The sequence below is a fragment of the Mycolicibacterium rutilum genome (assembly GCF_900108565.1).
In the GTDB taxonomy this organism is placed as follows: Bacteria; Actinomycetota; Actinomycetes; order Mycobacteriales; family Mycobacteriaceae; genus Mycobacterium; species Mycobacterium rutilum.
Genome location: NZ_LT629971.1, coordinates 3,989,678 through 4,010,742, shown reverse-complemented (window position 1 = coordinate 4,010,742; position 21,065 = coordinate 3,989,678). Strand labels below are relative to the sequence as shown.

Annotated in this window: 26 protein-coding genes; 10 read left to right on the top strand and 16 right to left on the bottom strand. The window is 68.7% G+C overall.

Annotated elements, in window-relative coordinates:
- Positions 1-236: 236 nt before the first annotated feature.
- Positions 237-1,193 carry an NAD(P)/FAD-dependent oxidoreductase gene (locus tag BLW81_RS19510; RefSeq protein WP_083408593.1) on the top strand — a complete coding sequence of 319 codons (957 nt, stop codon included), beginning with the start codon at positions 237-239 and terminating at the stop codon, positions 1,191-1,193.
- Here BLW81_RS19510 and BLW81_RS19505 read toward each other — a convergent pair.
- Positions 1,190-1,903, bottom strand: coding sequence for a hypothetical protein (locus BLW81_RS19505; protein ID WP_083408592.1), 714 nt, complete (start codon positions 1,901-1,903; stop codon positions 1,190-1,192). The two genes, BLW81_RS19510 and BLW81_RS19505, sit on opposite strands and share 4 nt — an antisense overlap.
- Positions 1,904-2,100: 197 nt before the next feature.
- Here BLW81_RS19505 and BLW81_RS19500 point away from each other — a divergent pair, with 197 nt between their 5' ends.
- Positions 2,101-2,349: a hypothetical protein gene (locus BLW81_RS19500; RefSeq protein WP_157897756.1), complete on the top strand. Its 249-nt coding sequence runs from the start codon at positions 2,101-2,103 to the stop codon at positions 2,347-2,349.
- Positions 2,350-2,351: 2 nt separating this feature from the next.
- On the opposite strand, the gene BLW81_RS19495 is transcribed toward BLW81_RS19500, so the two are convergent.
- The gene (locus BLW81_RS19495) at positions 2,352-3,017 is read right to left on the bottom strand and encodes an MOSC domain-containing protein (protein WP_083408590.1); all 666 of its coding nucleotides are present in this window, start codon (positions 3,015-3,017) and stop codon (positions 2,352-2,354) included.
- Positions 3,018-3,144: 127 nt separating this feature from the next.
- On the opposite strand from BLW81_RS19495, the gene BLW81_RS19490 reads away from it, so the two are divergent.
- A complete protein-coding gene (locus BLW81_RS19490) occupies positions 3,145-3,573 on the top strand; it encodes a DUF4383 domain-containing protein (RefSeq protein ID WP_083408589.1) in 429 nt (142 codons plus the stop codon).
- A gap of 37 nt (positions 3,574-3,610) precedes the next feature.
- Positions 3,611-4,525 (top strand): ribonuclease Z, encoded by a 915-nt coding sequence (locus BLW81_RS19485; protein ID WP_083410673.1) that lies wholly within the window; start codon positions 3,611-3,613, stop codon positions 4,523-4,525.
- A 5-nt stretch (positions 4,526-4,530) separates the two neighbouring features.
- Here BLW81_RS19485 and BLW81_RS30175 read toward each other — a convergent pair whose 3' ends face one another.
- Positions 4,531-4,665 carry a hypothetical protein gene (locus tag BLW81_RS30175; RefSeq protein WP_268875568.1) on the bottom strand — a complete coding sequence of 45 codons (135 nt, stop codon included), beginning with the start codon at positions 4,663-4,665 and terminating at the stop codon, positions 4,531-4,533.
- 92 nt (positions 4,666-4,757) lie between these two features.
- On the opposite strand from BLW81_RS30175, the gene BLW81_RS19480 reads away from it, so the two are divergent.
- Complete coding sequence (locus tag BLW81_RS19480) at positions 4,758-5,072, top strand: hypothetical protein (protein ID WP_407662273.1); 315 nt, start codon at positions 4,758-4,760, stop codon at positions 5,070-5,072.
- On the opposite strand, the gene BLW81_RS19475 is transcribed toward BLW81_RS19480, so the two are convergent.
- From BLW81_RS19475 to BLW81_RS19465, 3 genes are all read right to left on the bottom strand, one after another.
- A complete protein-coding gene (locus BLW81_RS19475; protein WP_083408587.1) occupies positions 5,052-5,369 on the bottom strand; it encodes a hypothetical protein in 318 nt (105 codons plus the stop codon). The two genes, BLW81_RS19480 and BLW81_RS19475, sit on opposite strands and share 21 nt — an antisense overlap.
- On the bottom strand, positions 5,366-6,022 hold the full coding sequence (locus tag BLW81_RS19470; protein ID WP_083408586.1) for a DJ-1/PfpI family protein: 657 nt from the start codon (positions 6,020-6,022) through the stop codon (positions 5,366-5,368). Before BLW81_RS19470 ends, BLW81_RS19475 begins: the two co-directional genes overlap by 4 nt.
- Positions 6,023-6,100: 78 nt before the next feature.
- Positions 6,101-7,798, bottom strand: coding sequence for an AMP-binding protein (locus BLW81_RS19465; RefSeq protein ID WP_083408585.1), 1,698 nt, complete (start codon positions 7,796-7,798; stop codon positions 6,101-6,103).
- A 53-nt stretch (positions 7,799-7,851) separates the two neighbouring features.
- On the opposite strand from BLW81_RS19465, the gene BLW81_RS19460 reads away from it, so the two are divergent.
- Both BLW81_RS19460 and BLW81_RS19455 read left to right on the top strand, forming a co-directional pair.
- Complete coding sequence (locus BLW81_RS19460; RefSeq protein WP_083408584.1) at positions 7,852-8,685, top strand: helix-turn-helix transcriptional regulator; 834 nt, start codon at positions 7,852-7,854, stop codon at positions 8,683-8,685.
- Between the two features lie 18 nt (positions 8,686-8,703).
- A complete protein-coding gene (locus tag BLW81_RS19455) occupies positions 8,704-9,987 on the top strand; it encodes a hypothetical protein (RefSeq protein ID WP_083408583.1) in 1,284 nt (427 codons plus the stop codon).
- On the opposite strand, the gene BLW81_RS19450 is transcribed toward BLW81_RS19455, so the two are convergent.
- The 6 genes from BLW81_RS19450 to BLW81_RS19425 all read right to left on the bottom strand — a co-directional run bounded on the left by BLW81_RS19450 (position 9,929) and on the right by BLW81_RS19425 (position 15,309).
- Positions 9,929-10,552: a hypothetical protein gene (locus tag BLW81_RS19450; protein WP_083408582.1), complete on the bottom strand. Its 624-nt coding sequence runs from the start codon at positions 10,550-10,552 to the stop codon at positions 9,929-9,931. The genes BLW81_RS19455 and BLW81_RS19450 overlap by 59 nt on opposite strands.
- Positions 10,549-11,121, bottom strand: a complete 573-nt coding sequence (locus BLW81_RS19445) for a hypothetical protein (RefSeq protein WP_083408581.1) — start codon at positions 11,119-11,121, stop codon at positions 10,549-10,551. Before BLW81_RS19445 ends, BLW81_RS19450 begins: the two co-directional genes overlap by 4 nt.
- Positions 11,118-11,744, bottom strand: a complete 627-nt coding sequence (locus BLW81_RS19440; RefSeq protein ID WP_083408580.1) for a hypothetical protein — start codon at positions 11,742-11,744, stop codon at positions 11,118-11,120. Before BLW81_RS19440 ends, BLW81_RS19445 begins: the two co-directional genes overlap by 4 nt.
- Positions 11,745-11,992: 248 nt before the next feature.
- On the bottom strand, positions 11,993-13,084 hold the full coding sequence (speB, locus tag BLW81_RS19435) for an agmatinase (protein ID WP_083408579.1): 1,092 nt from the start codon (positions 13,082-13,084) through the stop codon (positions 11,993-11,995).
- 33 nt (positions 13,085-13,117) lie between these two features.
- The gene (locus tag BLW81_RS19430; RefSeq protein WP_083408578.1) at positions 13,118-13,762 is read right to left on the bottom strand and encodes a TetR/AcrR family transcriptional regulator; all 645 of its coding nucleotides are present in this window, start codon (positions 13,760-13,762) and stop codon (positions 13,118-13,120) included.
- Positions 13,759-15,309 (bottom strand): ABC transporter substrate-binding protein, encoded by a 1,551-nt coding sequence (locus BLW81_RS19425; RefSeq protein ID WP_235632044.1) that lies wholly within the window; start codon positions 15,307-15,309, stop codon positions 13,759-13,761. The genes BLW81_RS19430 and BLW81_RS19425 overlap by 4 nt, the downstream gene beginning before the upstream one ends.
- Before the next feature lie 247 nt (positions 15,310-15,556).
- Between BLW81_RS19425 and BLW81_RS19420 the strand changes: the two genes are divergently transcribed.
- Entirely contained in the window at positions 15,557-16,333 is a 777-nt protein-coding gene (locus BLW81_RS19420; RefSeq protein WP_235632338.1) for an SDR family NAD(P)-dependent oxidoreductase, read from the top strand.
- Between the two features lie 33 nt (positions 16,334-16,366).
- On the top strand, positions 16,367-17,965 hold the full coding sequence (locus tag BLW81_RS19415) for a threonine/serine exporter family protein (protein ID WP_083408575.1): 1,599 nt from the start codon (positions 16,367-16,369) through the stop codon (positions 17,963-17,965).
- A gap of 5 nt (positions 17,966-17,970) precedes the next feature.
- Here the strand turns inward: BLW81_RS19415 and BLW81_RS19410 are convergent, their stop codons facing one another.
- Together BLW81_RS19410 and BLW81_RS19405 are read right to left on the bottom strand one after the other, a co-directional pair.
- On the bottom strand, positions 17,971-18,552 hold the full coding sequence (locus BLW81_RS19410; RefSeq protein WP_083408574.1) for an ATPase: 582 nt from the start codon (positions 18,550-18,552) through the stop codon (positions 17,971-17,973).
- On the bottom strand, positions 18,553-18,936 hold the full coding sequence (locus tag BLW81_RS19405; protein WP_157897755.1) for a TA system antitoxin ParD family protein: 384 nt from the start codon (positions 18,934-18,936) through the stop codon (positions 18,553-18,555). It lies immediately after the preceding gene.
- Between the two features lie 130 nt (positions 18,937-19,066).
- On the opposite strand from BLW81_RS19405, the gene BLW81_RS19400 reads away from it, so the two are divergent.
- Positions 19,067-19,348: a hypothetical protein gene (locus tag BLW81_RS19400; RefSeq protein WP_173839649.1), complete on the top strand. Its 282-nt coding sequence runs from the start codon at positions 19,067-19,069 to the stop codon at positions 19,346-19,348.
- Between the two features lie 13 nt (positions 19,349-19,361).
- On the opposite strand, the gene BLW81_RS19395 is transcribed toward BLW81_RS19400, so the two are convergent.
- Both BLW81_RS19395 and BLW81_RS19390 read right to left on the bottom strand, forming a co-directional pair.
- Positions 19,362-20,006 carry an FKBP-type peptidyl-prolyl cis-trans isomerase gene (locus tag BLW81_RS19395; protein ID WP_235632043.1) on the bottom strand — a complete coding sequence of 215 codons (645 nt, stop codon included), beginning with the start codon at positions 20,004-20,006 and terminating at the stop codon, positions 19,362-19,364.
- 62 nt (positions 20,007-20,068) lie between these two features.
- Complete coding sequence (locus BLW81_RS19390) at positions 20,069-20,983, bottom strand: MBL fold metallo-hydrolase (protein WP_083408572.1); 915 nt, start codon at positions 20,981-20,983, stop codon at positions 20,069-20,071.
- Between the last annotated feature and the right edge of the window lie 82 nt (positions 20,984-21,065).

Sequence of the window (21,065 nt, the reverse complement as noted above, 5' to 3'; positions counted from 1 at the left end):
CGGCGCCCCTGTGGGCTGCCTGTTTCAGATGCTGCTGCTTCACACCTGCCGCGACGGACACAGCCGCCGCGAAGGAATCGACGAACCGCGGCCGCTGTTTACCCATTTGTCGGCGCCTGACACCGCCACGTTACGGACGCGTCGAATGTCCCGCCGCGATCGTCACAGACCGGTAAGCGCTGGTCCGCTTCGCGCAGGTGCTGGGCGCATGACCGTCGGAACGTCGAGGGAGCCTGATGACACAGCATTTCGACGTGGCGATCGTCGGGGGCGGGCCGGCCGGGTCCGCGGCCGCGTGGCAGGCCGCCCGCACGGGCGCCAGTGTTGTGGTGCTGGACAAGGCCACGTTCCCTCGCGACAAACCGTGCGGCGACGGGCTGACACCCCGGGCCGTGAGCTTCCTGCAGAAGATGGGCCTGGCCGACGCGGTCGCGTCGTTTTACCGGGTGTCCGGGGCACGGGTGTTCAGCCCGAGCGAGTGGAATCTCGCATTCCCGAAGCGGCCCGGCATGCCCGACCACGGCCACGTGGTGCGGCGTACCGCGCTGGACGCGCTGCTACTCGAGAACGCCCACGCGGCGGGCGCCGAGGTGCGCCAGGGCGCCGAGGTGATCGCGCCGATCGTAGACGACGGCCGGGTCATCGGCGTGACCCTTCGTGGCGGCGAGCGGGTAGTCGCGGACGCGGTGATCGCCGCCGACGGCGCGTATTCGCCGGTGAAACGCGGGCTGCGCCTCGACTCGAAATACCACGGCTATTCGGCGATCGCGCGATCCGCGCCGAGATGCCCGTCGACCGCGCTGCAGGCATGGCGGTTGCCGATGGGGTTCACCGCGTGGCCGCCGTGGCGTCCGGGTGTGCTGTTCGCAGGCGACGCGCTCGGCGCCGCCAGACCCGTTTCCGGAGCGGGGATTTCGAAGGCACTGCAGTCGGGAATGGCGGCGGGGGAGTGCGCGGTCGCGGCGCTGGTGAACGGCGGGCCCGACGATTTCACCAACTACGCGCAGCGCGTCGAGGCGGACTGGGGGAGCGAATACCGCCGCGGCCGGTTCTTCCACCGACTGATCGGGGTCCCCGCGGTCGCGAACGCGGGAATCAAGGTGCTCGACAAGGTGAATCACCCAGGCGTGCGGTCGCATCTGCTGTTCTGGGAGGGGTGGGGTTCGGCACCGGACCAGCCGCCGAACAATTAGTCGCGCGGCAGCAGGGAGATCTTCTGCCAGATCTTGCTGGCCACCTCGGTGGTCAACGTTTCGATGTCAGAGACGGTTTCGAGCACCACTCCGTCGGTGCTGTGCTCGGCGCACAGCGCGGCCGTCTTGGCGGTCAGCGCGAGAAGCTCAGAACAGTAGTTCAGGTAGTGGTGCAGTTGGTCGGCGTCGAGCCCGTGACGGATGCTCTGCGCGGTCGGTACGTAATTCGGGCTGACTTGCTCCGGGTCCTTCGACAGCTGGTGCATGTCGATGACGTGCGTGAGCGACCGGAGCCGGTGCAGGAGCCCGAGCAGCGAGCGACGCTCGAGCCGTTCGGGGAACGCCCACAGGAACACGACGGCGATCGCGGCGAATACCAGGTCATTGATCACGCTCTCGGTGAGCGGTACCCAGTCGGCGGTTCGCGCGAGTCCGTCGAGGACGGCCGAGCGAAGGCTGTACACCAGCGCGATCAGCGTTGCCGCCACGATCGCGACGCTTGCCGTGCGCGCGGCCAGCGTGGTGCGACGCAGCCGCAGATGTGACTGGCCGGCCTCGGTGTCCACCTCGACGACGAGCAGTCCGAGGTCGCGTGCGGTCTTGGTCAGGCCGCGGTCACCGAACCGCGCGTGGATACGGCGCTCGAGTTGCTCGACCGTCGAGGCGACGTGCGCGCCCGACAGCCGTACCCGGTCGCTGGTGTTTGCCACGTGATGACTCTAGGACTGTCGGCTCGCCTCAGGCGGGAAGCCTGCCGAAAATTCGGTTGAGAAAGTTCGTGCGGATCGGGAATGTTTGGTTTCCGCAGGCGGTTGTCGGATTCGTATACGCCAGTGCCGGATTCAGCGGACCGGCACGGTGTCGAATATGCACGCGTTTGCTGACCATACCGATGGAGTGGGTGCACGTGACTACGAAGCGAATCAAGTTGATGCTGGCCATGTTCGGCGGCGGCGCGCTGCTGGCGATGGGTGCGCTCACCGTGGCGCTCGAGGAGTCGGTCGCCCAGCAGGCACCGGCGGTCGTCGCGCAGCCCGAGATCACCACCGGTGAGACGTCGACAAAGACCACCGCGCCGTCGGCCCCGGAGACGTCGGTTGCCGTGCCCCCGTTCACGACTGCGCCCTATACGAACACGACCGGTGAGGTGCACTGACCTCAGGCGCTCTTCGCGATCTTCTTGGCCACGTAGGCTTTGAGTTCGGCCGAAAGCGCTTCTGCGGCCAGTAGTTCCGGTAACAGTGAACCATCGGTCATGCGGGCGCGGAACACCAGCCCGATCGTCACATCGTGGTCGGGTCGGTGTTCGACGGTGATCTCGTCGCCGGCTTTCACGACGCCCGGCGAGATCACTCGAAGGTAGGCGCCGGGTTTCCCGGCCGCGGTGAATGTCTTGATCCAGCCGTCGATCTGCAGGAACGCGGAGAACGTCCGACACGGCGTGCGCGGCGCGGAAACTTCCAGCAGCGGCCCGTCGGCGCCGATTCGCCACCGCTCGCCGATCTTCGTACGGGTGACGTCGATTCCGGTCGTCGTCAGGTTCTCACCGAACATGCCGTTGCGCAGCGGACGGCCCAGCTGAGTCTCCCAGTCGTCCAGGTCTTCTCGCGCAAAGACGTAGACCGCCTGGTCGTCGCCGCCGTGCAGCTTCTGGTTGCCGATCGTGTCGCCGGCCAGTCCGCTGCCGCGCCCGCCACGCATCGGGCCGGGGGCACTGACCGCGACCCCCCCGTCGACGGGGACCTTGTCGATACCGGTCGATCGCGAGGGCGCGTCGGGATTGACTCGCGCTCGGGCCACGTTCACCGACAGCACATTCGCCATCCGCACAGGGTAGCGGCAGTCGGGCCGACATCGCCGCCCGAATATCGCAACCAGAGCCTTCACAAGCGACTACTACTGAGCGTAGTATTCGGCGGGACGCTACCGACGAACACTCGGAGGAGCCCGCATGAAGTGGAGTTTCGCGCAGGTCGGATTGGTGGTCATCTGCGGATTTCACCTGATCCAGGCGGTCATCGGTTTCATCGTCGAACCCAGCTTCGCGACCGGGCCCGATGCGCCGACCGCCCAGGTGCTCGGGATGGACTACAACGGCTGGCACGCGGTCGCCGGGGTCGCGCTGTTCGGACCCGGCCTGATCTTCGCGGTGCGGAAATCGTGGTCGGTGTTGTACCTGATTGCCGCCGCGGTGGCCGGTGCGCTGCCGGGGATCTGGGCGTTCTTCTCCAACCAGGTCGCTTACGTCTTCACGTTCCCGAACAACATCACCGACGCAGTGGTGCACCTGATCACCGCTGCGATCATGTTGGCCGTGGCCGCGATTCAGATCCGCATCGACGGCGGTCTGCGCAATTCGCTTGCCGATCTGCGGCGGTGACAAAGCTCGGCTGACAGTCGACGCCTACTGTCAAGAGGTGTCGAATCGCGAACTCGTCGTGCTCGGAACGGCCAGCCAGGTGCCGACCCGGCATCGCAACCAGAATGGTTATCTACTGATGTGGGACGACGAGGGTTTCCTGTTCGACCCGGGCGAGGGCACGCAACGGCAGATGCTGCTGGCCGGTGTCGCATCCAGTCGGATAACCAGGCTGTGTCTGACGCACTTCCACGGTGATCACTGTTTGGGCGTGCCCGGCGTGGTGCAGCGCCTGTCCCTCGACGACGTGAAACACCCTGTGCGCGCCTACTTTCCCGAATCAGGCCGCGAATTCTTCGCCCGTCTTCGGCACGCCAGCGTCTTTCACGAGCGCGCCGATCTCCTCGAGTTTCCGGTCAGCGGTGACGGCCCTGTCGCCGAGGGAAGTTTCGGCGTCCTGCAGGCTCGCGGCCTGGACCACCCTGTCGACGCGGTCGGTTACCGACTGGTCGAACCCGATGGCCGGCGTTTCGTTCCCGAACTGCTCGCCCGCCACGGCATCACCGGCCCGGTAGTGGGGATGTTGCAGCGCAACGGGTTCCTCGACACCGGAACGCACCGGGTGCGGTTGGCAGACGTGACGGCGCCGAAACCGGGCCAGAAGTTCGCATTCATCATGGACACGCGCATGTGTGACGCGGTGTTCGCGCTCGCCGAGGACGCCGACCTGTTGGTAATCGAGGCCACCTTCCTGGACGAGGATGCCGAATTGGCTGCGCAGTACGGGCATTTGACGGCCAGTCAGGCCGGCCGGGTGGCCGCCCAGTGCAACGTGCGACGCTTGGTGCTAACGCACTTCTCGCAGCGGTATCCCGACGCAGCCCGGCACCGCGACGAGGCGGCTGAACACTACGGCGGCGACATCGTGGTGGCTGAGGACCTCGCCCGGATCGCGGTGCCCCCGCGCCGCTGACCGGCCTACGACCGGATGTCGTCGTCGGCCGAGGGCACGCCCTCGGGTGGCTGCGTCGAATACGCGGGCGCAGCAGGTGGCACCGGCGTACCGGTGTCGTCGGCATCGTCGATGTTCTCTGGCGGTTCGGGGGAAGTCATGAGGTGCACTTACCCGAGGATCGGCGGGCAAAAACGCAGAGCCGACGAAATATGTGACGGAATATGGGCGATCACCTCGTACGATCGCGGGGGTGACGCCGGAACGCACCCCCGACGGCCGGTACATCATCGTCAACGGGCGACGATGGCGCGCGACCGATCCCGCCATCCCGGAGCCGCGCCGCGCCGAGTTGACCAAGATCCTGATGGCGTGGCGCCGGGAGGTGCGCCGCACCAAGGGCACCGCGGAGGAGCCGGCGGCACGCGCGGGCGTGCAGGCGGCGAAGGTGGCGCTTGGCGAGCGGGGCACGCCGCCGTGGTGGGAGCAGACCGACCGGCAACGACGCGAACGCTGGGAGGCCGACGTGGCCGCACCAGAACAGCGCTCAGCGGCGCCGGAGTCCTGAGACGGCCGAGCGCGGCAACCGACCGGCACGCGAATGACCGGACATCCGGTCACCCTGCACCAGAACGTCGAACTCGAGGTTGAGCCGCATCGGCTTGGTCACCGATTGCCGCCACTGAATCCGTTGTCCGTCAAGGCTATCGGTGATCACTATGTCGGTCAGCGGCACCGTCTCGGCTTTGCCATCGGCGGTGCCGACGACGGTTCCGGCCTCGTCGAGGAAGCGGTACACGACCTGAAGGGATCCGACGGGGGTCTTGATGCGGACGTCCCAGTCACCGATCAGCTCTGTGGTCATGACGTTTTCGGTTCCCGGCCCGTGGCGGTCCACACGGTGCCGCGACGCTCGTAGGCGAACATCTCCTCGACGGCCAACGCAACGCGGGGACCGTAACTGCGGTCGAGCAGGTGCAGCGCAAGGTCCAGGCCCGAGGTGACTCCCCCCGCACTGACGAGGTCACCGTCGTCGACCACACGGGCCCGGACCGGGGTGACACCGGTGGCCTCGAGCACGTCGATCCCCAGATGGTGGGTGTTGGCGTTGCGGCCCTCGAGCAGTCCGGCCATGGCCAGTGCCAGCGAACCGCCGCACACCGTCGCCACGGTGATGTCAGGGTTGTCGAAAGCCTTGCGCATCAACGGGACAGCGGCGGTCTCCCCGAACCTGGCCAGCAGTACCGGGATCGTGACCGCGCCTTCGTCCGGATCGCCGTCGAGCGGGCCGACCGCCCCCGCGACGATGACGTACCCGGGCTTGGCCGGATCGAGGGTGCCGGTCGCTTGCAGCACCAAGCCGCGTGAACCGCTGACAACCGGGCGCGGCCCCTCGGCGGAGACGAGTTCGACCTCGAGCTCGCCCCCGACGAAATCGCTACCGGCGACGAGGACTTCGTACGGGGCTATGGCGTCGAGCGGATCGAATCCGTCGAACAACACGATCTGCGCATGCATGCCGTCATCGTCGGTGACCTCGGTGCCGCGCCGACAGTGCTCAGTCAGTCACGTCCCGCCGGGATCTTGCCATCCGGTTCAGCTCAGCAGATCCTCGTAGCGGTATTCCGTGTCGAGGGCGGCGCCCGTCCGGTGCGCTTCTTCCTCCCGCTTGCGCAGCTCGACGCGCCGGATCTTGCCCGAGATGGTCTTGGGCAGGTCGTGGAACTCGACGCGGCGCACCTTGAGATACGGGGCCAGATGGTCGCGCGCGTACTCCATGATCACCCGCGCGGTCTCCGCGTCGGCGGGCCAGCCGTCGGCCAACGCGACGTAGGCCTTGGGAACCGCCAGCCGGGTGTCATCGGGTTGGGGCACCACCGCGGCCTCGACGACGGCGGGATGCTCGATGAGCACGGACTCCAGTTCGAACGGAGACACCTTGTAGTCCGATGACTTGAACACGTCGTCGGTGCGGCCGATGTAGGTGATGTATCCGTCGCCGTCACGGCTCGCGACATCACCGGTGTGGTAGTACCCGCCCGACATCACCGACGCGTTGCGCGTGGGGTCGCCGAGGTAGCCGGTCATCAGGTTCAGCGGATCCCTGGACAGGTCCAGGCAGATCTCGCCCTCGTCGGCGAGTTCACCGGTGAGCGGGTCGACCAGGACGACCGGCACGCCGGGCATCGGCCTGCCCATGGACCCGGCCTTCACCGGTTGGCCGGGGGTGTTGCCGATCTGCAGGGTGGTCTCGGTCTGGCCGAAACCGTCGCGGATGGTCAGCCCCCAGGCCCGCTCCACGGCGTTGATCACCTCGGGGTTGAGCGGCTCACCCGCCCCGAGCACCTCGCGCAGCCCTTCGGGTCTGACACCGAGGTCGGTTTGAATGAGCATGCGCCACACCGTCGGTGGCGCACAGAAGGTCGACACGCCGGCGCGGCGGAGTTGGCCGAGCAACGCGGCCGCATCGAACCGGCCGTAGTTGTAGACGAAGATCGTCGCCTCGGCGATCCACGGCGCGAAAAAGCAACTCCACGCATGCTTGGCCCACCCCGGAGAGCTGATCGCCAGGTGGACGTCGCCGGGCCGGACCCCGATCCACGCCATCGTCGACATGTGCCCGACCGCGTAGGACACCTGCGAGTGCTCGACGAGCTTGGGCCTGCTGGTGGTGCCCGAGGTGAAGTAGATCAGCATCGGGTCCTCGATGTCGGTGCACGCGGTGAACGGGCCTGCCGAGGCGGTCGCGGCCGCGTCGGCATAGGAGTGCCACCCGGGTACCGGCGCGCCCACCACGACCCGAAGGATGTCGCCGCCGACGCCGTCGAACTTCGCGGTGTCGTCGGTGTTGGCGATGACGGCGCGGGCGCCGCCACGCTCGATGCGGTCGGCCACGTCGGCTGGCCCGAGCGCCGCCGTGGTCGGCATGATCACCGCCCCGAGCTTGGCCACCGCGAGCATCGCCTCCCAGAGTTCGACCTGGTTGCCGAGCATCAGGATGACGCGGTCGCCCTTGCCGACGCCAAGTCCGGCCAACCAGGTCGCCACCTGGTCGGACCGGTCGGCCATCTCGGCGAAGCTGACCTTCTGCTCGCTGCCGTCCTGCTCGACGATCCACAGCGCCGCGCGGTCGTTGGGGCCGTTTCCGCGGGCGATGACGTCGAACCAGTCCGTCGCCCAGTTGAACGTGCCCTGCATCCGCGGCCAGGTGAAGGTGTCGACGGCCTTGTCGTAGTCGCTGATCACGCCGACGAGGTGGTCGCGGGCCTCGCGGTAGCGGTCGGTGTTGCTCATGACCGATAGGATCTGGGTCACACTCGCTTACCCGCTACCCCCGAAAGAGGGTGATGACCGTGCCGGCACCCGCGGCGCCGTTGCGGCCGCGCGATTCCGACGCGCTGCGGGGTGAATTGCGCCAGCTGGCCACCCTCGGCGGTCCGCCGGTGTTGTTCGGTGGCGTGGTGGCCGGTGACGCGCTGTTGCTCAGCGAGTTCGTGGGGACCCGGACCGGGTTGTTGCGCGGACTGGTGGTGCGACCCAGCTCCGGGCTCGGTGGGGCCACCATGGTCGCCGGCCGCCCGTTGGCGGTGTCGGACTACCGCAGCGCCTCGACGATCACCCACGATTACGACACCCCGGTGCTGTCGGAGGGCATCAAGTCGGTGGTGGCGGTGCCGGTACTGGTCGACGGTGTGGCCCGCGCGGTTCTGTACGGGGCCTACCGGTCGGGTGCGCCGGTGGCCGGCCAGGCCGCCGAGCTGCTGGTGTCGTCGGCCCGCAGACTCGCCGACGAACTGCGGATCCGCGACGAGGTGGACCGGCGGGTGAAACTGCGGGAGGCCCGGCAGGCGACCGCCGCGGGCACCGAGTCGGTGCGCGAGGTGCACGCCGAACTGCGCCGACTGGCCGCCGAGAGCGATGGGCCGCTGCGCGCCCGGTTGCACCGGCTGGCCGACCGGTTGTGCGGCGACGGCGACCCGGCCGCTGCGGCGCTGACAGCGCGGGAACTCGACGTGCTCACCCAGGTCGCCCTCGGCTGCACGAATCTCGAAGCGGCCAGTCGTCTTTCACTCAAACCGGAGACCGTGAAGAGCTACCTGCGCAGCGCCGCGACCAAATTGGGCACCCACACCCGGTACGAAGCCGTATCACGGGCCCGGCGCCAAGGGCTCATCCCGTAGCGCCGGTACGCTGGCGATGTGAACTCCGCGCGGGAAGTCGTGCGTGATGCCGTCGGCGTGCTGACCGAGGCGGGCCGACTTCTGTTGCGGCACTGGCCCGTTCTTCTGGCCATCGCGTTTGCCGGAATGGCGTTTCGCGGTGCGGCGCTGTGGGCGGCGGTCGAGGTCAGCGATCATGTCAACTGGCTCGGGCACGGCCTGGTCATCTTTGCACCACTCGGGTTCCTCGTCGCGATGATCGCGATGCTGCACGTGCTACGGAACGATCTGCCCAATGCCGCGCGGGCGGCGTCGGGCACCGCGCCCGCCGACGCGACCACCGGCCGTGAACGTCGGCTCATCGATGTCACCACCTCGATGGTCGTCCCGTTCTTCGCCGTCTACGTCAGCGCGGGACTGCTGACGCGGGACGTGGGTCAGTTCGTCAACGAGGCCGGCACCGACGAGTTCAACCAGATCGACTTCTACGGCACCGGCACCGGCCCGGACTTCAGCCGTGTGTTCCTCAACAGCGTGTACCTGGTCGCCGGCCTGGTGCTCGCGGCCTGGGTGCTGCGATTCGCCCTGGGCCGGGCCGAGAAACGTTGGCGCTTCCTCGGCTTCGCGATCCTCGGTGCGCTTGTCGAGGTGTACTGGTCGGCCAACGTCGCCGGCTACATCGAGGGGGAGAAGACTGCGGCCAAGGACTGGTTGACCAGCCGGGTCGTCGTCGCCGAACTGACCGGGCTCTACGACGGCGTGGTCGACCGGCTGGGCCCGCTGACCCAACCGGTGCGCACCGTCAACTCCTGGGTCCTCGACGTGCTCGGCTCGATCGACGCGGTCGTGATCGTTCCGCTCGCCTGGATCACCGTGGGGGCGGTGGTGCTGGGACACAAACTGGCCCCGCCGCCGAAGACCGCCCACCCCTGGCTGACTCGGATGAGCGCGGTGCCGAAACCGGTGGTGCGGACCGTCGGCGGGGTGGCCGACGATGTGACCTCACGGTTCGCCGCGTTCACCGAGGGGTTGCGGATGATGGCCAGGGCCGGTCTGGTGCCGATGCTGTTGTTCGGGTTGGCATCGCTGCTGGCGCTGCGCATTCCGTACGTGGTCAGCGCGGTGTGGCGGCTCGCGGTGGGCCCGGTCGACAGTGACACCTACGTCGCGTGGGCGCCGATCGAAGGGGCGATCGGTGACGCGCTGATGCTGAGCGTGCTGGCCGCTCTGTTGGCCGCGGGTGTGGACCGCATGCTTCGGCCTGTCAATCTACCTGCACCGCAAGGTAATCCGGCTGCTCCCACCACAGCAACACCTGCGTGATGTCGGCCGTACGTGGCACCAGGACGACCGGCCTGGTGGTCCACTGCGGCGGTCGTTTCTCGCCGTAGAGCGCCACCCGCGGTTCGCCGGCGGTGATGGACGGCTGTGGGCCGGTGAGGTTCTCCTGCAGGCAGGGGAACATGGTCTGCATGACACCGCCGATCATCGGCCGGTACACGTAGCGGTTGCCGTCGCGGTCGAGCAGCGCCATCCGGCAGCCGAACAGCACCTGATCGGGTGCCGCCTGGAAATCCATGGTGACCCGCATCGCGGCGAGGTCCGACGGTAATTTGAGCGCCTCCTGCTCGCCTGTGGGCTCGGCAGTCCCGGTCGGCTCCACCGCGGTCACTCGGACCTGGAACGTGCGGGTGCCCTCGCCGGCCGCGTCGGTGAACGAATCCGACCACGCAGTCCAGTCACCCTGGCGGCCGCTCACCGCGGGATTGCGCAGGTCGGCGTCCCACCAATAGTCGTGCAGGCGTTGCGCATTCGCACCGATCGTGAGCGCCACGGTGACGGGGAGCGCGACGAGGCCCCACCGGTTGCGGCGCAGCCAGGTTGTCATGACGTCGCCATCTGTGCGGGCGAGACCTCGACGGTCGATGCGGTGGCCCAGAGTCGCTCGGCGTCGCCGGCATCGAGGCCCAGGTCGATGCGTGCCACGTCGTCGCGCCGGTCGTCGTTGGGATTGTGGGAGAAGAGCAACGCCGCGCCGGGCAGGGCGTCGTACGGCACCTCGAACGGCACGTCGACCTGCCACCGCACGCCGGTGGGGGCAGCTTCCCAGCTGTAGCCGGAGCGCGCGTCGACGGCAAAGGTGCGCCCCTTCGCGTCCTGCAGCGAGACCGCCGGGGACGACAGCGGACGCCCCCTGGGTGTGACCGTGAGCGACACGATCAGCCACCGACCCGGGGTGCCGACCTCGCCCTGCGGGGTGTCCAGCGCCCTGGCGCTGCGCACGGCGTCGGCGGTGACGTCGGCGTACCGCATGTGGACGGGCTCACCGACGCCGGCGGTGTGCAGGAAGGGCCGGTTGTCGGTGTGGGCCACGGGCAGCGCGGATTCGACCGCCCGGCCCAGTGCCAGCGCCGCCAGCACGGCGACGCCCATCCCGACGCGGACCGGCCAGCTCATGTGCGGTCCGAGGTGAGGTCGTTGACGGCCAGCGTCAGCATGGCGGCCTCCGCGGGGTTCTGCCAGCCGAGGTCATCCGGAGAGATCGTGTTGCCGCGCAGGGTGAGCGCGGCCAGGCCGAGCGGTAACCGGTCCGGAACGGCGCCGCCGAACTCCCACACCACGGCCAGGCGATACGTCAGCCCGGGGCTGAGTTGCGTGAGGGGAATGTGGGATTCGGCGTCGTACACGGTCACCAGGTCGGGGCTCAACCGGTCGTCGAGCACCACCACGTTGCGGTTCATGAACGACTTGGCCCGCGGCACCGGCGACAGCAGGTAGGCGCCGACCGATGCGTCGGTGAGGTTCTCGGCATCCAGCAGCAACACCATCAGATGGTTGCCCGGCGTCCGCGGGGTGGTGACGTCTTCGATCTCGTCGAGCGCCACGGCCTGTTTGAACGTCAACGTGAACGGTTGCACTGTGACGGCTGAATTCGGCGCGACGTCGTCGACACGGTCGGCCACCTTCGCGCGATCGAGCCCGCCGAACAGCCCCGAGACCGCGAGCAGCACCGCGGCGATCAGCCCGCCGCCGCGCGCTGCGGGATTGGCTGCGACCCATCCCCCGAGGATCGACCTCACGCCGACATTCTATTGCGACGCAACGTCGCTCGGCTCCGCGTAAGCCGCAGGCAAAGAACTCGTAGCCGGCGATTGGGTTGCTGGGGTCCACGCCCACCCGAGGCGCAGCCAAAAACCATCCGCTGCGTCAATTGCGCTTCACCACAGTGTTTTTCGGCGCGTAGATGCTAGCTTCCCTGTGTCGCCGCGCGGTGACGGCGGCACCAGAGGTAGCCAGATGCCGCTCCGAACCGATCAAGCAATCCGGATCAGTGGTGGTGCGGCCGCGCGGTGCCCTCACCGCGCCGGCGAGCGTCTTCCCCCTCGGTGATCAGCCGCCACTGCTCGTCGAACCCACGGCCCGCCAGCAGTGGTTGCGCCGGGTCCCATCGGGTGCCGTCAGCCTCATCCCTGCGTCGCCGGGCGATCGCCGAGATGACCTCCAGGATCACCCGGTTGCCGAGCAGTGCGGTGATGTCGGCGTGGTCATACGGGGGAGCGACCTCGACGACGTCGACGCCCAACACCGGCAACTCGTAGCAGATGCGCCGGACCGCGTCGAGCAGTTCACGTGCCGAGAACCCGCCCGGCTCCGGTGTGCCGGTGCCCGGGGCGTGGCCGGGGTCGCAGACGTCGATGTCGACCGACAGAAAGACGCCGTCGCAGTCGGCGGTGGCGATCTGGAACGCCTCGGTCAGGCAGGTCTCCAGGCCGCGGGTGACGATCTCGGTCATCTCGTAGGACCGCAGCCCGTGGGCGGCCATCCACTCCAGCACCGGTTCGTCCGGCCAGTATCCCCGCAACCCGAGTTGCAGGAACCGGTCGCCGCGCAGCGCACCGGACTCGATCAGCCGTCGCATCGGGGTGCCGTGGCCCACCAGCGACCCCAGGTGGATGTCGCCGGTGTCGGCGTGCGCGTCGAAGTGGATCATCGACACTTTGCCGTACCCGTGATGCCGGGCGACCCCGGTGTGGTCGGGCCAGGCGATGGTGTGGTCACCCCCGAGGATGATCGGGATCGCGCCGGCGGCCGAGATCCGGTAGACGTCCTCCTCGATCATCTCGACGGCCTGCTCGATGTTGCCGCTGTAGAGCATGACGTCGCCGGCGTCGTAGACCTTGAGATCCTTGAGGCCGTCCACCCGCAGCGCGAGGCTGGGCCGGGAGCCGTCCTGGGGTAGATAGCACGCCTGTCGCAGCGCCGACGGGCCGAACCGGGCACCGGAGCGGTAGTTGGTGCCACCGTCGAGCGGTGCGCCGAGGATCACGATGTCGGCGTCGGCGTAGCTCGACGGGTCCGCCAGATCGCAGCGCGGCACGCCGAGGAATGTGATGTCCGGACCGAACAAGCTGCCTGCCATGGGGGTTACCGCCTTCGTCGTTGTGGTGTGTCGTCAGTTGTTGGCGTACAACGCGATCACTGCCCTGAACGCGTGTCGCAGAGTCGTCCTGATGCGACGTTTGTCGATCGGGTCGAGCGGCCGGTACAGGTTGTCGATCTCCAGTCCGGCCATCACCGCCATCACGGTTCGCGAATCGAGTTCGGGTTGATGCGAGCCCAATTCGCGGAACAGCCGGCTCAGCGCAGGCACCATCGCGCGATACCACGCCTCGAACATCGGCCGTAGGCGTTCGTCGCGGCTGGCCTCGGTGACCAGTTCGTAGCGGGTGACGATCGCGCCGCGGGGAGCGGCGAACCCGGCGATGATCATGTCGGCGACCAGGTCGGCGAGTGTCTCGGCGGACATGGTCGGCTCGAGCAGCTCGGCGGTGCGCACCACCCGCTCGATCTCGCGGTCGGACAACTGCTGGAATGCCTGGGCGACCAGGTCGGACTTGTCGGCGAAGTAATAACTCAAGGCGCCCAGCGGGATCCCCGCCTGGTGGGCGACCAGGCGCATCGACAGACCCGCCAGACCAACCTGGGCCATCACCTCGATGGCGGCGTCGATGATCTCGGTGCGCTTGGCGGCGCCTCGCGCCGTGTTGCCGGTGTTCCGTTGCGGATCAACAGCACTGGTGCGACTCGTCGCCGTCATCCTTGAAACGTCAGCGTCGAGAAGTCGGTGTCCCACATCCAGGCGGGCTGACTCTGCCAGCCCGAGTAACCCTTCCGCGCGGCCACGGTGTTGTGCAGGTCGGCGAGGTTCACCCAGCACATCGAGTCGCGGTACGCCTTGGCCGCCTCGATGTAGAGTCCACGCGATCTGTCGGGGTCGGGTTCGGCGCTGCCCGCGTCCAGCAGTGCGTCGGCCGCCGGTACCGAGCAACCGAGCAGGTTGACCGGCGCGTCGGTGTAGTTGTAGATCCGCGACCACGTGTCGGGATGGGCGGCGTCCGGATTGAACGAGGCCGCGAACAGATCCGGCCGCTGGCCGGGATTCTCGGTCAACGCGAACATCTGCGCCAGCGGGAAGTCGCGCACGGTCGCGCTCAGTCCGGCCTGCTGCAGGACCACCTGCATCTGGTTGGCCAGCGCCTGCAGGCTGCTGTCGCCGGCGGGGTAGCCGATCTCGACGGCGCCGCCACCTTGACCGAGCGCGGCGAGCTTGGCCGGATCGTGGGGCTGCTCGTCGGGCACCGCGCCATCCGGCAGCATCCCGTTCGGATAGAACTGCGTCGACGGTATTGCCTGCTCGCCGAATGCGCTGTCGATCAACGCTTTACGATCGAGCGCGGCGCCGAGAGCCCGGCGCGCCTCTGGAGCAGCGAAGACTTCGGATTCCGGGTTGACCATGACCAGGACCTTCACCAGCGCATCCTGCTGCAGGACTTCGGTGTTCGGTCCCGCGGCAACCGCCTCGTAGTCGCCCTTGGAGAGACCGTGCAGGATCATGTCGAGGTCGCCGTTGCTCAGTTCGAGGCGTTGCACCGCGGCCGCGGCGATCACCGGCAACTCGACCGTCGTGACCTTCGGCGCCGAACCCCAGTAGTGCTCGTTGGCGACCATCTTGTAGTGGCTGGCCTGCACGGCCTCGGTCAGCGTGTAGGGCCCGGTGCCCGCAGTGTGCGAGGTCAACCAGGCCGACGCCCGGTCACCGCCGGAGTCGTGCTGCGCCACCGCCGTCGGGCTGGTCATCAGCGGGCCGTACGGCGAAGCGAGGTAGTCGAGGAACGGCGCCACGGGCTTGGCGAGGGTCACCACGAACGTGCGCGGATCAGGCGTCTGCATGTCCGTCACCTCGTCGAGCATGTAGGACGGCCCGGCCTTCATGTCGATGCGGCGCTGGAAGCTGGCCTTGGCCGCTGCGGAGTCGAACGGCGTTCCGTCGGAGAACTTCACACCGTCGCGCAGGGTGAACGTGTACGTCCGGCCGTCGGGCGAGATCGTCCACTCGGTGGCCAGCAGCCCCTCGATGTCGGTGGAGCCCGACGCGTACCGCAACAGCCCCTGGTACGCCGACGTCATGATCAACAGTCCCTCGGGCTGATAGAACGTGTCGGGATCCAGCGGCGACGGATCCGACATCACCGGGGTCCGAACGGTTGACGGGGGCGCGGACTTGGTGGCGCCGTCGGTTCCGCCCGAGCAGGCCGTCGCGGTCAGCAACGCGGCGATCGTGGCCAACGAGACGAAGCCGGTCACAAATCTCACGCTCGAAACTCCTGCCGTCGAATGCTTTTGACGTGGTCGTGCCGGAAGTCTCACCGTGGCTCATTTCCGGGATATGACATGACCGTTACCAACTTGTACGAACGTCCAAAACTTGTACGTTCGACCTAGAAAGCTCCGCGCGCGGACCTTAGAGTCTGCGGTGACAGGTCGGCCAGCGTCGGACCGGCAGGCTGAAACACACAGGGAGTCAACAGATATGCCCACAACCGTGCCTGACATGTTCGACCTGTCCGGCCAGGTGGCGTTGGTGACGGGGTCGAGCAGCGACATCGGGATCGGCTTCGCCTCGGCCAGGATCCTGGGCCGGCTGGGCGCCGCGGTGATGGTGACCGGCACCACCGACCGGGTTCGGCAGCGCGCCGACGAACTCACAAGCGAGGGGATCGCGGCCGAGTCCCACATCGCCGATCTGTTCGACCGTGACGCCGCCGCCGCACTGGTGCAGGCCACCGAGACGGCGTTCGGCCGGCTCGACATCCTGGTCAACAATGCCGGGCTGGCGTCGGTCCACAGTCCCGAGGAGCCGAACTCGCTGGCGGTGATGACCGATGCCGAGTGGTCGCTGGCCCTGCGGCGCAACCTCGACAGCGCGTTCTACGTCACCAGGGCCGCGCTGCCGGGCATGGTCGAACGGCGGTACGGCCGCATCGTGAATGTCGGGTCGACGGCCGGCGTGCTGACCGCCTACACCGGAGATGTCGGGTACCACACCGCCAAGTCGGCGATGCTGGGCATGACGCGGTCACTGGCCGTCGACTACGCCCGCACCGGTATCACCGCCAACCTCGTGCTGCCCGGCTGGATCGCCACCGCGGCTCAACTGGCGTCCGAGGTCGCCGCGGGCAACGCCACACCGGCGGGCCGATCGGCCACCGCCGACGAGGTGGCGGCCGGGGTGGCATTCCTCGCCGCGCCGGGAGCGTCGTACGTCACCGGCACGACGCTGATCATCGACGGCGGCAATTCGATCGCCGGGGCGACCCCGGCGGCATAGGTCCGACCGGGAGCGACAGTATCCTGCACCCCGATGGCGCCTGATGCTTCCACCGGACCGGACCGCGTCCGCCGCAGCCTGCGAAACGCGCTGCGCGGACGCCGCGATCCTGCGCCCATCGCCGGTCAGCGCAGGCGGACCACGAGCGGGATGGGGGACCTGCACACCCGCAAGGTCCTCGACCTGACGGTCCGGCTCGCCGAGGTGATGCTGTCATCAGGCTCGGGCACCGCCGACGTCGTCGCCACCGCACAGGACGTCGCCCAGGCGTACCGCCTGACCGACTGCGTCGTCGACATCTTCGTCACCACCGTCATCGTGTCGGCGCTGCCGACGGCGGACAGCCCGCCCGTCACCATCGTGCGCGCCGTGCACAACCGGTCGACGGATTACACGCGGCTGGGCGAACTCGACCGGCTGGTGCAGCGGATCACCTCCGGCGGCGTCACGGTCGACCAGGCGCACGAGGCCATGGACGAGCTGACCGAGCGACCGCACCCGTACCCGCGCTGGCTGGCGACCGTCGGCTGGGCGGGTTTTGCCCTTGGCATCGCGATGCTGCTCGGCGGCACCTGGCTGACCTGCATCCTGGCGGCGGTGACGTCGGCGATCATCGACCAGGTCGGCAGGCGGCTCAACCGGATCGGCACGCCGTTCTTCTTCCAGCATGTGGCCGGTGCAGCGATCGCGACGCTGGTCGCCGTCGCGGCGTACCTCTACGCCGGGCTGGGGCCGACCGCGCTCGTCGCCACCGGGATCGTGATGCTGTTGTCGGGGCTGACCCTGGTGGGCGCCATGCAGGACGCGGTGACCGGCTACATGCTGACGTCGATCGCGCGCCTCGGTGAGGCGGTCCTGCTGACCTCCGGCATCGTGGTCGGGATCGTCGCGGGACTGCAGGTGGCCGAAAGTGCCGGAATCGCAATCTCATTGCATGTCGACGCGACGGAGTCCTTCATCGCGCCGAGCGGGGCACTGCAGATATCGCTGGCCGTGTTCGGCGCGGCACTGGCCGGGGCGTGCCTGACCGTGACGAGCTACGCGCCGTTGCGGGCGATACTGACCGCCGGGCTGGTGGCCGGGCTCGCCGAGCTGGTGCTGATCGGACTCGGCAACGCGGGACTGAGCCAGGTGGTGGCCAGCGGGGTGGCGGCCGTGGGCGTCGGCCTCTTCGCGACGCTGATCTCGATTCGCCGGCAGGCGCCGGCCCTGGTGACCGCGACCGCCGGCATCATGCCGATGCTGCCCGGCCTGGCGGTGTTCCGCGCGGTGTTCTCCTTCGCAGTCGACGGGGACTTCAACAACGGGCTGCGCCAGATGCTGGCCGCGGGCGCGGTCGGTCTCGCGCTCGGCAGCGGGGTCGTGCTCGGCGAGTTCCTGGGCTCGCCGTTGCGGTACCGGGCCGGGCGTTTCGGCGACTTCGTCCGCAAGGAGGGACCGCCCGGGCTTCGGCGTGCCGTCGGCCGTGTGGTGCGACTGCGCCCGGCCGAGGATCAGCCCGCGCCGCGCGCCGGGCACCGCGCGCGAAGCGTCGCGCTGGAGCCCGCCGCTCCGGGGGAGGACGCGCTCGAGCTCGACGTGCCCGCCAGCGAACCGGACGAGAGCGCCGATCGGTCAAGCGACGACACCTGAGCGTGTCAACCGGCGGGCCAGCGGGTGGTCAGTTCCGGTGGCGCCCACGACGGCCAGGACGGTGCCCCGACGACGAATCCGCCGGCGAGTTGCGCGACGATCCGCGGGCCCTTGCTGGCGCTGTTGTCGTAGAAAGTCGCCGTGTCCGCGTCCAGCGCGGCGGCGGCGACCAGGTTCCACAGGCGCCGGTACCGTTCCCGGATCTTGCGCTCGGGCACGTCGTGACCGCCGGCCGCGACGCGGTGCCGCACCCTCAGCACCGCGAGCTCTTCGGGGATGAGCAGCGCGTGGAGAATCACCGTGTAGCCGGCGGCCTGGGCGGTGTCGACCAGATCGAGTTTGGACGGGTGGGAGAAGACGGTCTCGGCGATGATCGACTCGCCGCGCTCGATCAGCTCGGCCCTGGTCCCGGCTGCGATGCGGGCGGCTTCGTAGGCGTGCGCGGCGGGATCGTCCGGCCAGCGGCGTTTGGCGATCTCGTCGGCGTTGACGAAGAAGCTGCCCTCCAGCAGCGGCGCCAAAGTGAGCTCGATGAATGTCGACTTGCCCGCGCCGTTGGGGCCGACAACCAGGTCGAGCCGCCGCACTTACCGGGAGTCGGTCAGCACCGCGATGCTGCCGTCGGGGCGGTACTGGACGATGTCGCCGTTGTCATCGATGGCGACGGTGGTGACGCCACGGGCGGCCAGCGTCGCGCCGTAGTCGGTGCGGGCCAGGTTCTCCTCGATGGCCGCGGCGATCTCGGCGTTGAAGACCACACCTTCTTCGGAGGTCAGCTCGCGCAGCGGGAGGTCGCCGGCCAGCGCGGCCTCGACCTTGCGCCGCGCGGCGCTGTGCTGGCTCGACACGGCGCGGCCGACGCGGGCCCAGTGGTCGAGTTGCTGCTTGGCCGAACGACTCTGGCGCGCGCCCTCGGCGGCGGCGCTGTCGATCAGGTCTGCGGCGAACCGCGTCACGCGATCTTCCGGCATGGCCAACCCCTTGCTGTAGCAGTCTGTAACAAGCGTAGCAGACTGCTACGTACCGCAGCCTCGTTTGGGGCGCGGGCGGGTGGTTATATTTTCTAAGTATCCCAACCGGTCCCACCGCAGGAGTGCGCCCATGATCACGATCAAGACCTTCGTGCCGGCCGTCGCGGTCGCAGGCGGACTCAGTGCGGCGCTGCTCGGATTCGGCGCCGCGCCGGCGCTGGCCGACCCACCACCGCCGCCTCCGCCGCCGGCACTGGGCGAACCGGTCCCCGCGTGGGCGCCGCCGAAGCCGGCCGAGGTCTGGATCGGGCAGCCCGTCGTGTGGCACTCGGGATGGGGCGGCCGGTGGGGCGTGTGGGTCAACGGCGGTTTCATCCCGCTGACCTCGAACCCGGTCACCGGCGGCGGCTAACCGCCGCGGCGGCTCAGCGTGACGCTTCGAGGATCTTGATCGCGAAGATCAGCGTGTCGCCGGGTTGGATGCCCGCGGCGGGCTGTCCCTCGGGGTAGCCGTCGGCCGGGACCATCGCAACCGCCACCGTCGAGCCGACCTTCTGGCCCGCGATGGCCTTCTGGAAGCCCGGCACGACGCCGTCGAGCGGGAAGTCGACGGGCATGCCGCGCTCGTAGCTGCTGTCGAACACCGATCCGTCGCGTCCGTTGACGCCCATGTAGCAGACGAACACCGTCGCGGTGTCGGCGACCACGGGGCCGTCGCCTTCCTTCAGCGTCTTCACCTGGGTCTCGGTCACGCTGAACGGGGTCTGCACGTCGATACGCGGGGCCGCGGTGTCGGTCGCCCCGGTGACCGCGATGGTGCCGGTGGCCCCGGGCAGCGTCCACTCCGGCGCGTCCGTGCTCGCCGGCGTCGACGACGGGCATCCGCTGTCGGGGTCGGGCATCTGCTGCTCGGGGGAAGGCAGGAACACGTCGGCGGGGTCCACGGTCGTCGTGGTCGAGGTGCTGGTCGCGGCGGTCTCGGATTCCGAACCGCAGGCGGTGAGCGCCAGGGCCAGCGAGGCGGCGCACGCGAGCAGGGCGGCGGGGTAAGTTGCGCGGGAGAAGATCACGGCCGCAACGGTACCTGGCGGCCGTCGACGACCTTCCCGGGTGGCGGGTTGCGCCAGCGAAGTCAGTAGTCCCAGGCGGTGGGCACGCACCGGAACGCGTCACCCGCGATGGCCACCCGGCACACCGACGGGAACGGCAGATGGGTGGCGACCAGTGCCTCGCCCGTCGCCGCGAGCTCCCTGAGCAGCGCGATCCGCACTCGGGCGGATTCCTCAGGTTCGTGTTCAAAACCGTTGTGCCACTCGGGGTTGTCGAACCCGGGGGCGAACACCGCGTCGCCGGCGAAAGTCAGCGCATCCCCGCGCGACGCCAACCGCACGATGCTGTGCCCGGGCGTGTGACCGCCGGTGCGGCTGATGAGAACCCCGGGCGCCAGTTCGTACTCCGTCTCGAATGTCCGCAACTGGCCGTGGTATTCGGCAAGGAACCGGGACGCGATGGAGCGCAGCGCATCCGGCACCGGTCCCGGCATGTCGGTGTGCGAGAAGTCGGGGGCATGCCAGAACTCGGCCTCCGCGGTCGCCACGTGCACGCGCAGATCCGGACGCAGCCGCTCCTTCAAACCCTCGCTGAGCAGTCCGCCGACATGGTCCATGTGCAGATGGGTGAGCACGACGTCGGTCACGGCGCCGGGATCGATGCCCGCGGCCTCGAGTCGATGCACGGTGTTTCCCGCCCGCGGGAAGTCCGGAAACTCCAGGCCCAGGCCGGCGTCGACGAGGATGGTCCGGTCGCCGCTGCGCACCACCACCACGTTCAGCGGCCAGTCCAACACGTCCTTGGGCAGGAAGCGGTCGTCGAGCCAGTGACCGAACTCCGTCGGGTCGGCGTTGGTTGCCATGGTTTTGGCGGTGATCGGCAGCACGCCGTCGCTGATGACCAGTACGTCGATGTCGCCGACCTGCACCGCGTAGCGCGAGGGGACCAACTCGTCGACTCCCGCCGTGCCCAGGCGGGGAATGCTGTCCAAGCTCATGCCTTTACTCCTTGTGAACGCCGTACCCGGAGACAGGGGGATGACCTGTCTGTGCCGTGGAACGCCGCGCCTTGGCGCGATT

Excerpts from the sequence above, each read along its gene's own strand:
- BLW81_RS19510 (WP_083408593.1), top strand. The coding sequence starts at position 237 with ATGACACAGCATTTCGACGTGGCGATCGTCGGGGGCGGGCCGGCCGGG.
- BLW81_RS19495 (WP_083408590.1), bottom strand. The coding sequence starts at position 3,017 with ATGGCGAATGTGCTGTCGGTGAACGTGGCCCGAGCGCGAGTCAATCCC.
- BLW81_RS19490 (WP_083408589.1), top strand. The coding sequence starts at position 3,145 with ATGAAGTGGAGTTTCGCGCAGGTCGGATTGGTGGTCATCTGCGGATTT.
- BLW81_RS30175 (WP_268875568.1), bottom strand. The coding sequence starts at position 4,665 with ATGACTTCCCCCGAACCGCCAGAGAACATCGACGATGCCGACGACACC.
- BLW81_RS19475 (WP_083408587.1), bottom strand. The coding sequence starts at position 5,369 with ATGACCACAGAGCTGATCGGTGACTGGGACGTCCGCATCAAGACCCCC.
- BLW81_RS19470 (WP_083408586.1), bottom strand. The coding sequence starts at position 6,022 with ATGCATGCGCAGATCGTGTTGTTCGACGGATTCGATCCGCTCGACGCC.
- BLW81_RS19465 (WP_083408585.1), bottom strand. The coding sequence starts at position 7,798 with ATGAGCAACACCGACCGCTACCGCGAGGCCCGCGACCACCTCGTCGGC.
- BLW81_RS19460 (WP_083408584.1), top strand. The coding sequence starts at position 7,852 with ATGACCGTGCCGGCACCCGCGGCGCCGTTGCGGCCGCGCGATTCCGAC.
- BLW81_RS19450 (WP_083408582.1), bottom strand. The coding sequence starts at position 10,552 with ATGACAACCTGGCTGCGCCGCAACCGGTGGGGCCTCGTCGCGCTCCCC.
- BLW81_RS19445 (WP_083408581.1), bottom strand. The coding sequence starts at position 11,121 with ATGAGCTGGCCGGTCCGCGTCGGGATGGGCGTCGCCGTGCTGGCGGCG.
- speB (WP_083408579.1), bottom strand. The coding sequence starts at position 13,084 with ATGGCAGGCAGCTTGTTCGGTCCGGACATCACATTCCTCGGCGTGCCG.
- BLW81_RS19430 (WP_083408578.1), bottom strand. The coding sequence starts at position 13,762 with ATGACGGCGACGAGTCGCACCAGTGCTGTTGATCCGCAACGGAACACC.
- BLW81_RS19420 (WP_235632338.1), top strand. The coding sequence starts at position 15,557 with ATGTTCGACCTGTCCGGCCAGGTGGCGTTGGTGACGGGGTCGAGCAGC.
- BLW81_RS19415 (WP_083408575.1), top strand. The coding sequence starts at position 16,367 with ATGGCGCCTGATGCTTCCACCGGACCGGACCGCGTCCGCCGCAGCCTG.
- BLW81_RS19405 (WP_157897755.1), bottom strand. The coding sequence starts at position 18,936 with ATGCCGGAAGATCGCGTGACGCGGTTCGCCGCAGACCTGATCGACAGC.
- BLW81_RS19400 (WP_173839649.1), top strand. The coding sequence starts at position 19,067 with ATGATCACGATCAAGACCTTCGTGCCGGCCGTCGCGGTCGCAGGCGGA.
- BLW81_RS19390 (WP_083408572.1), bottom strand. The coding sequence starts at position 20,983 with ATGAGCTTGGACAGCATTCCCCGCCTGGGCACGGCGGGAGTCGACGAG.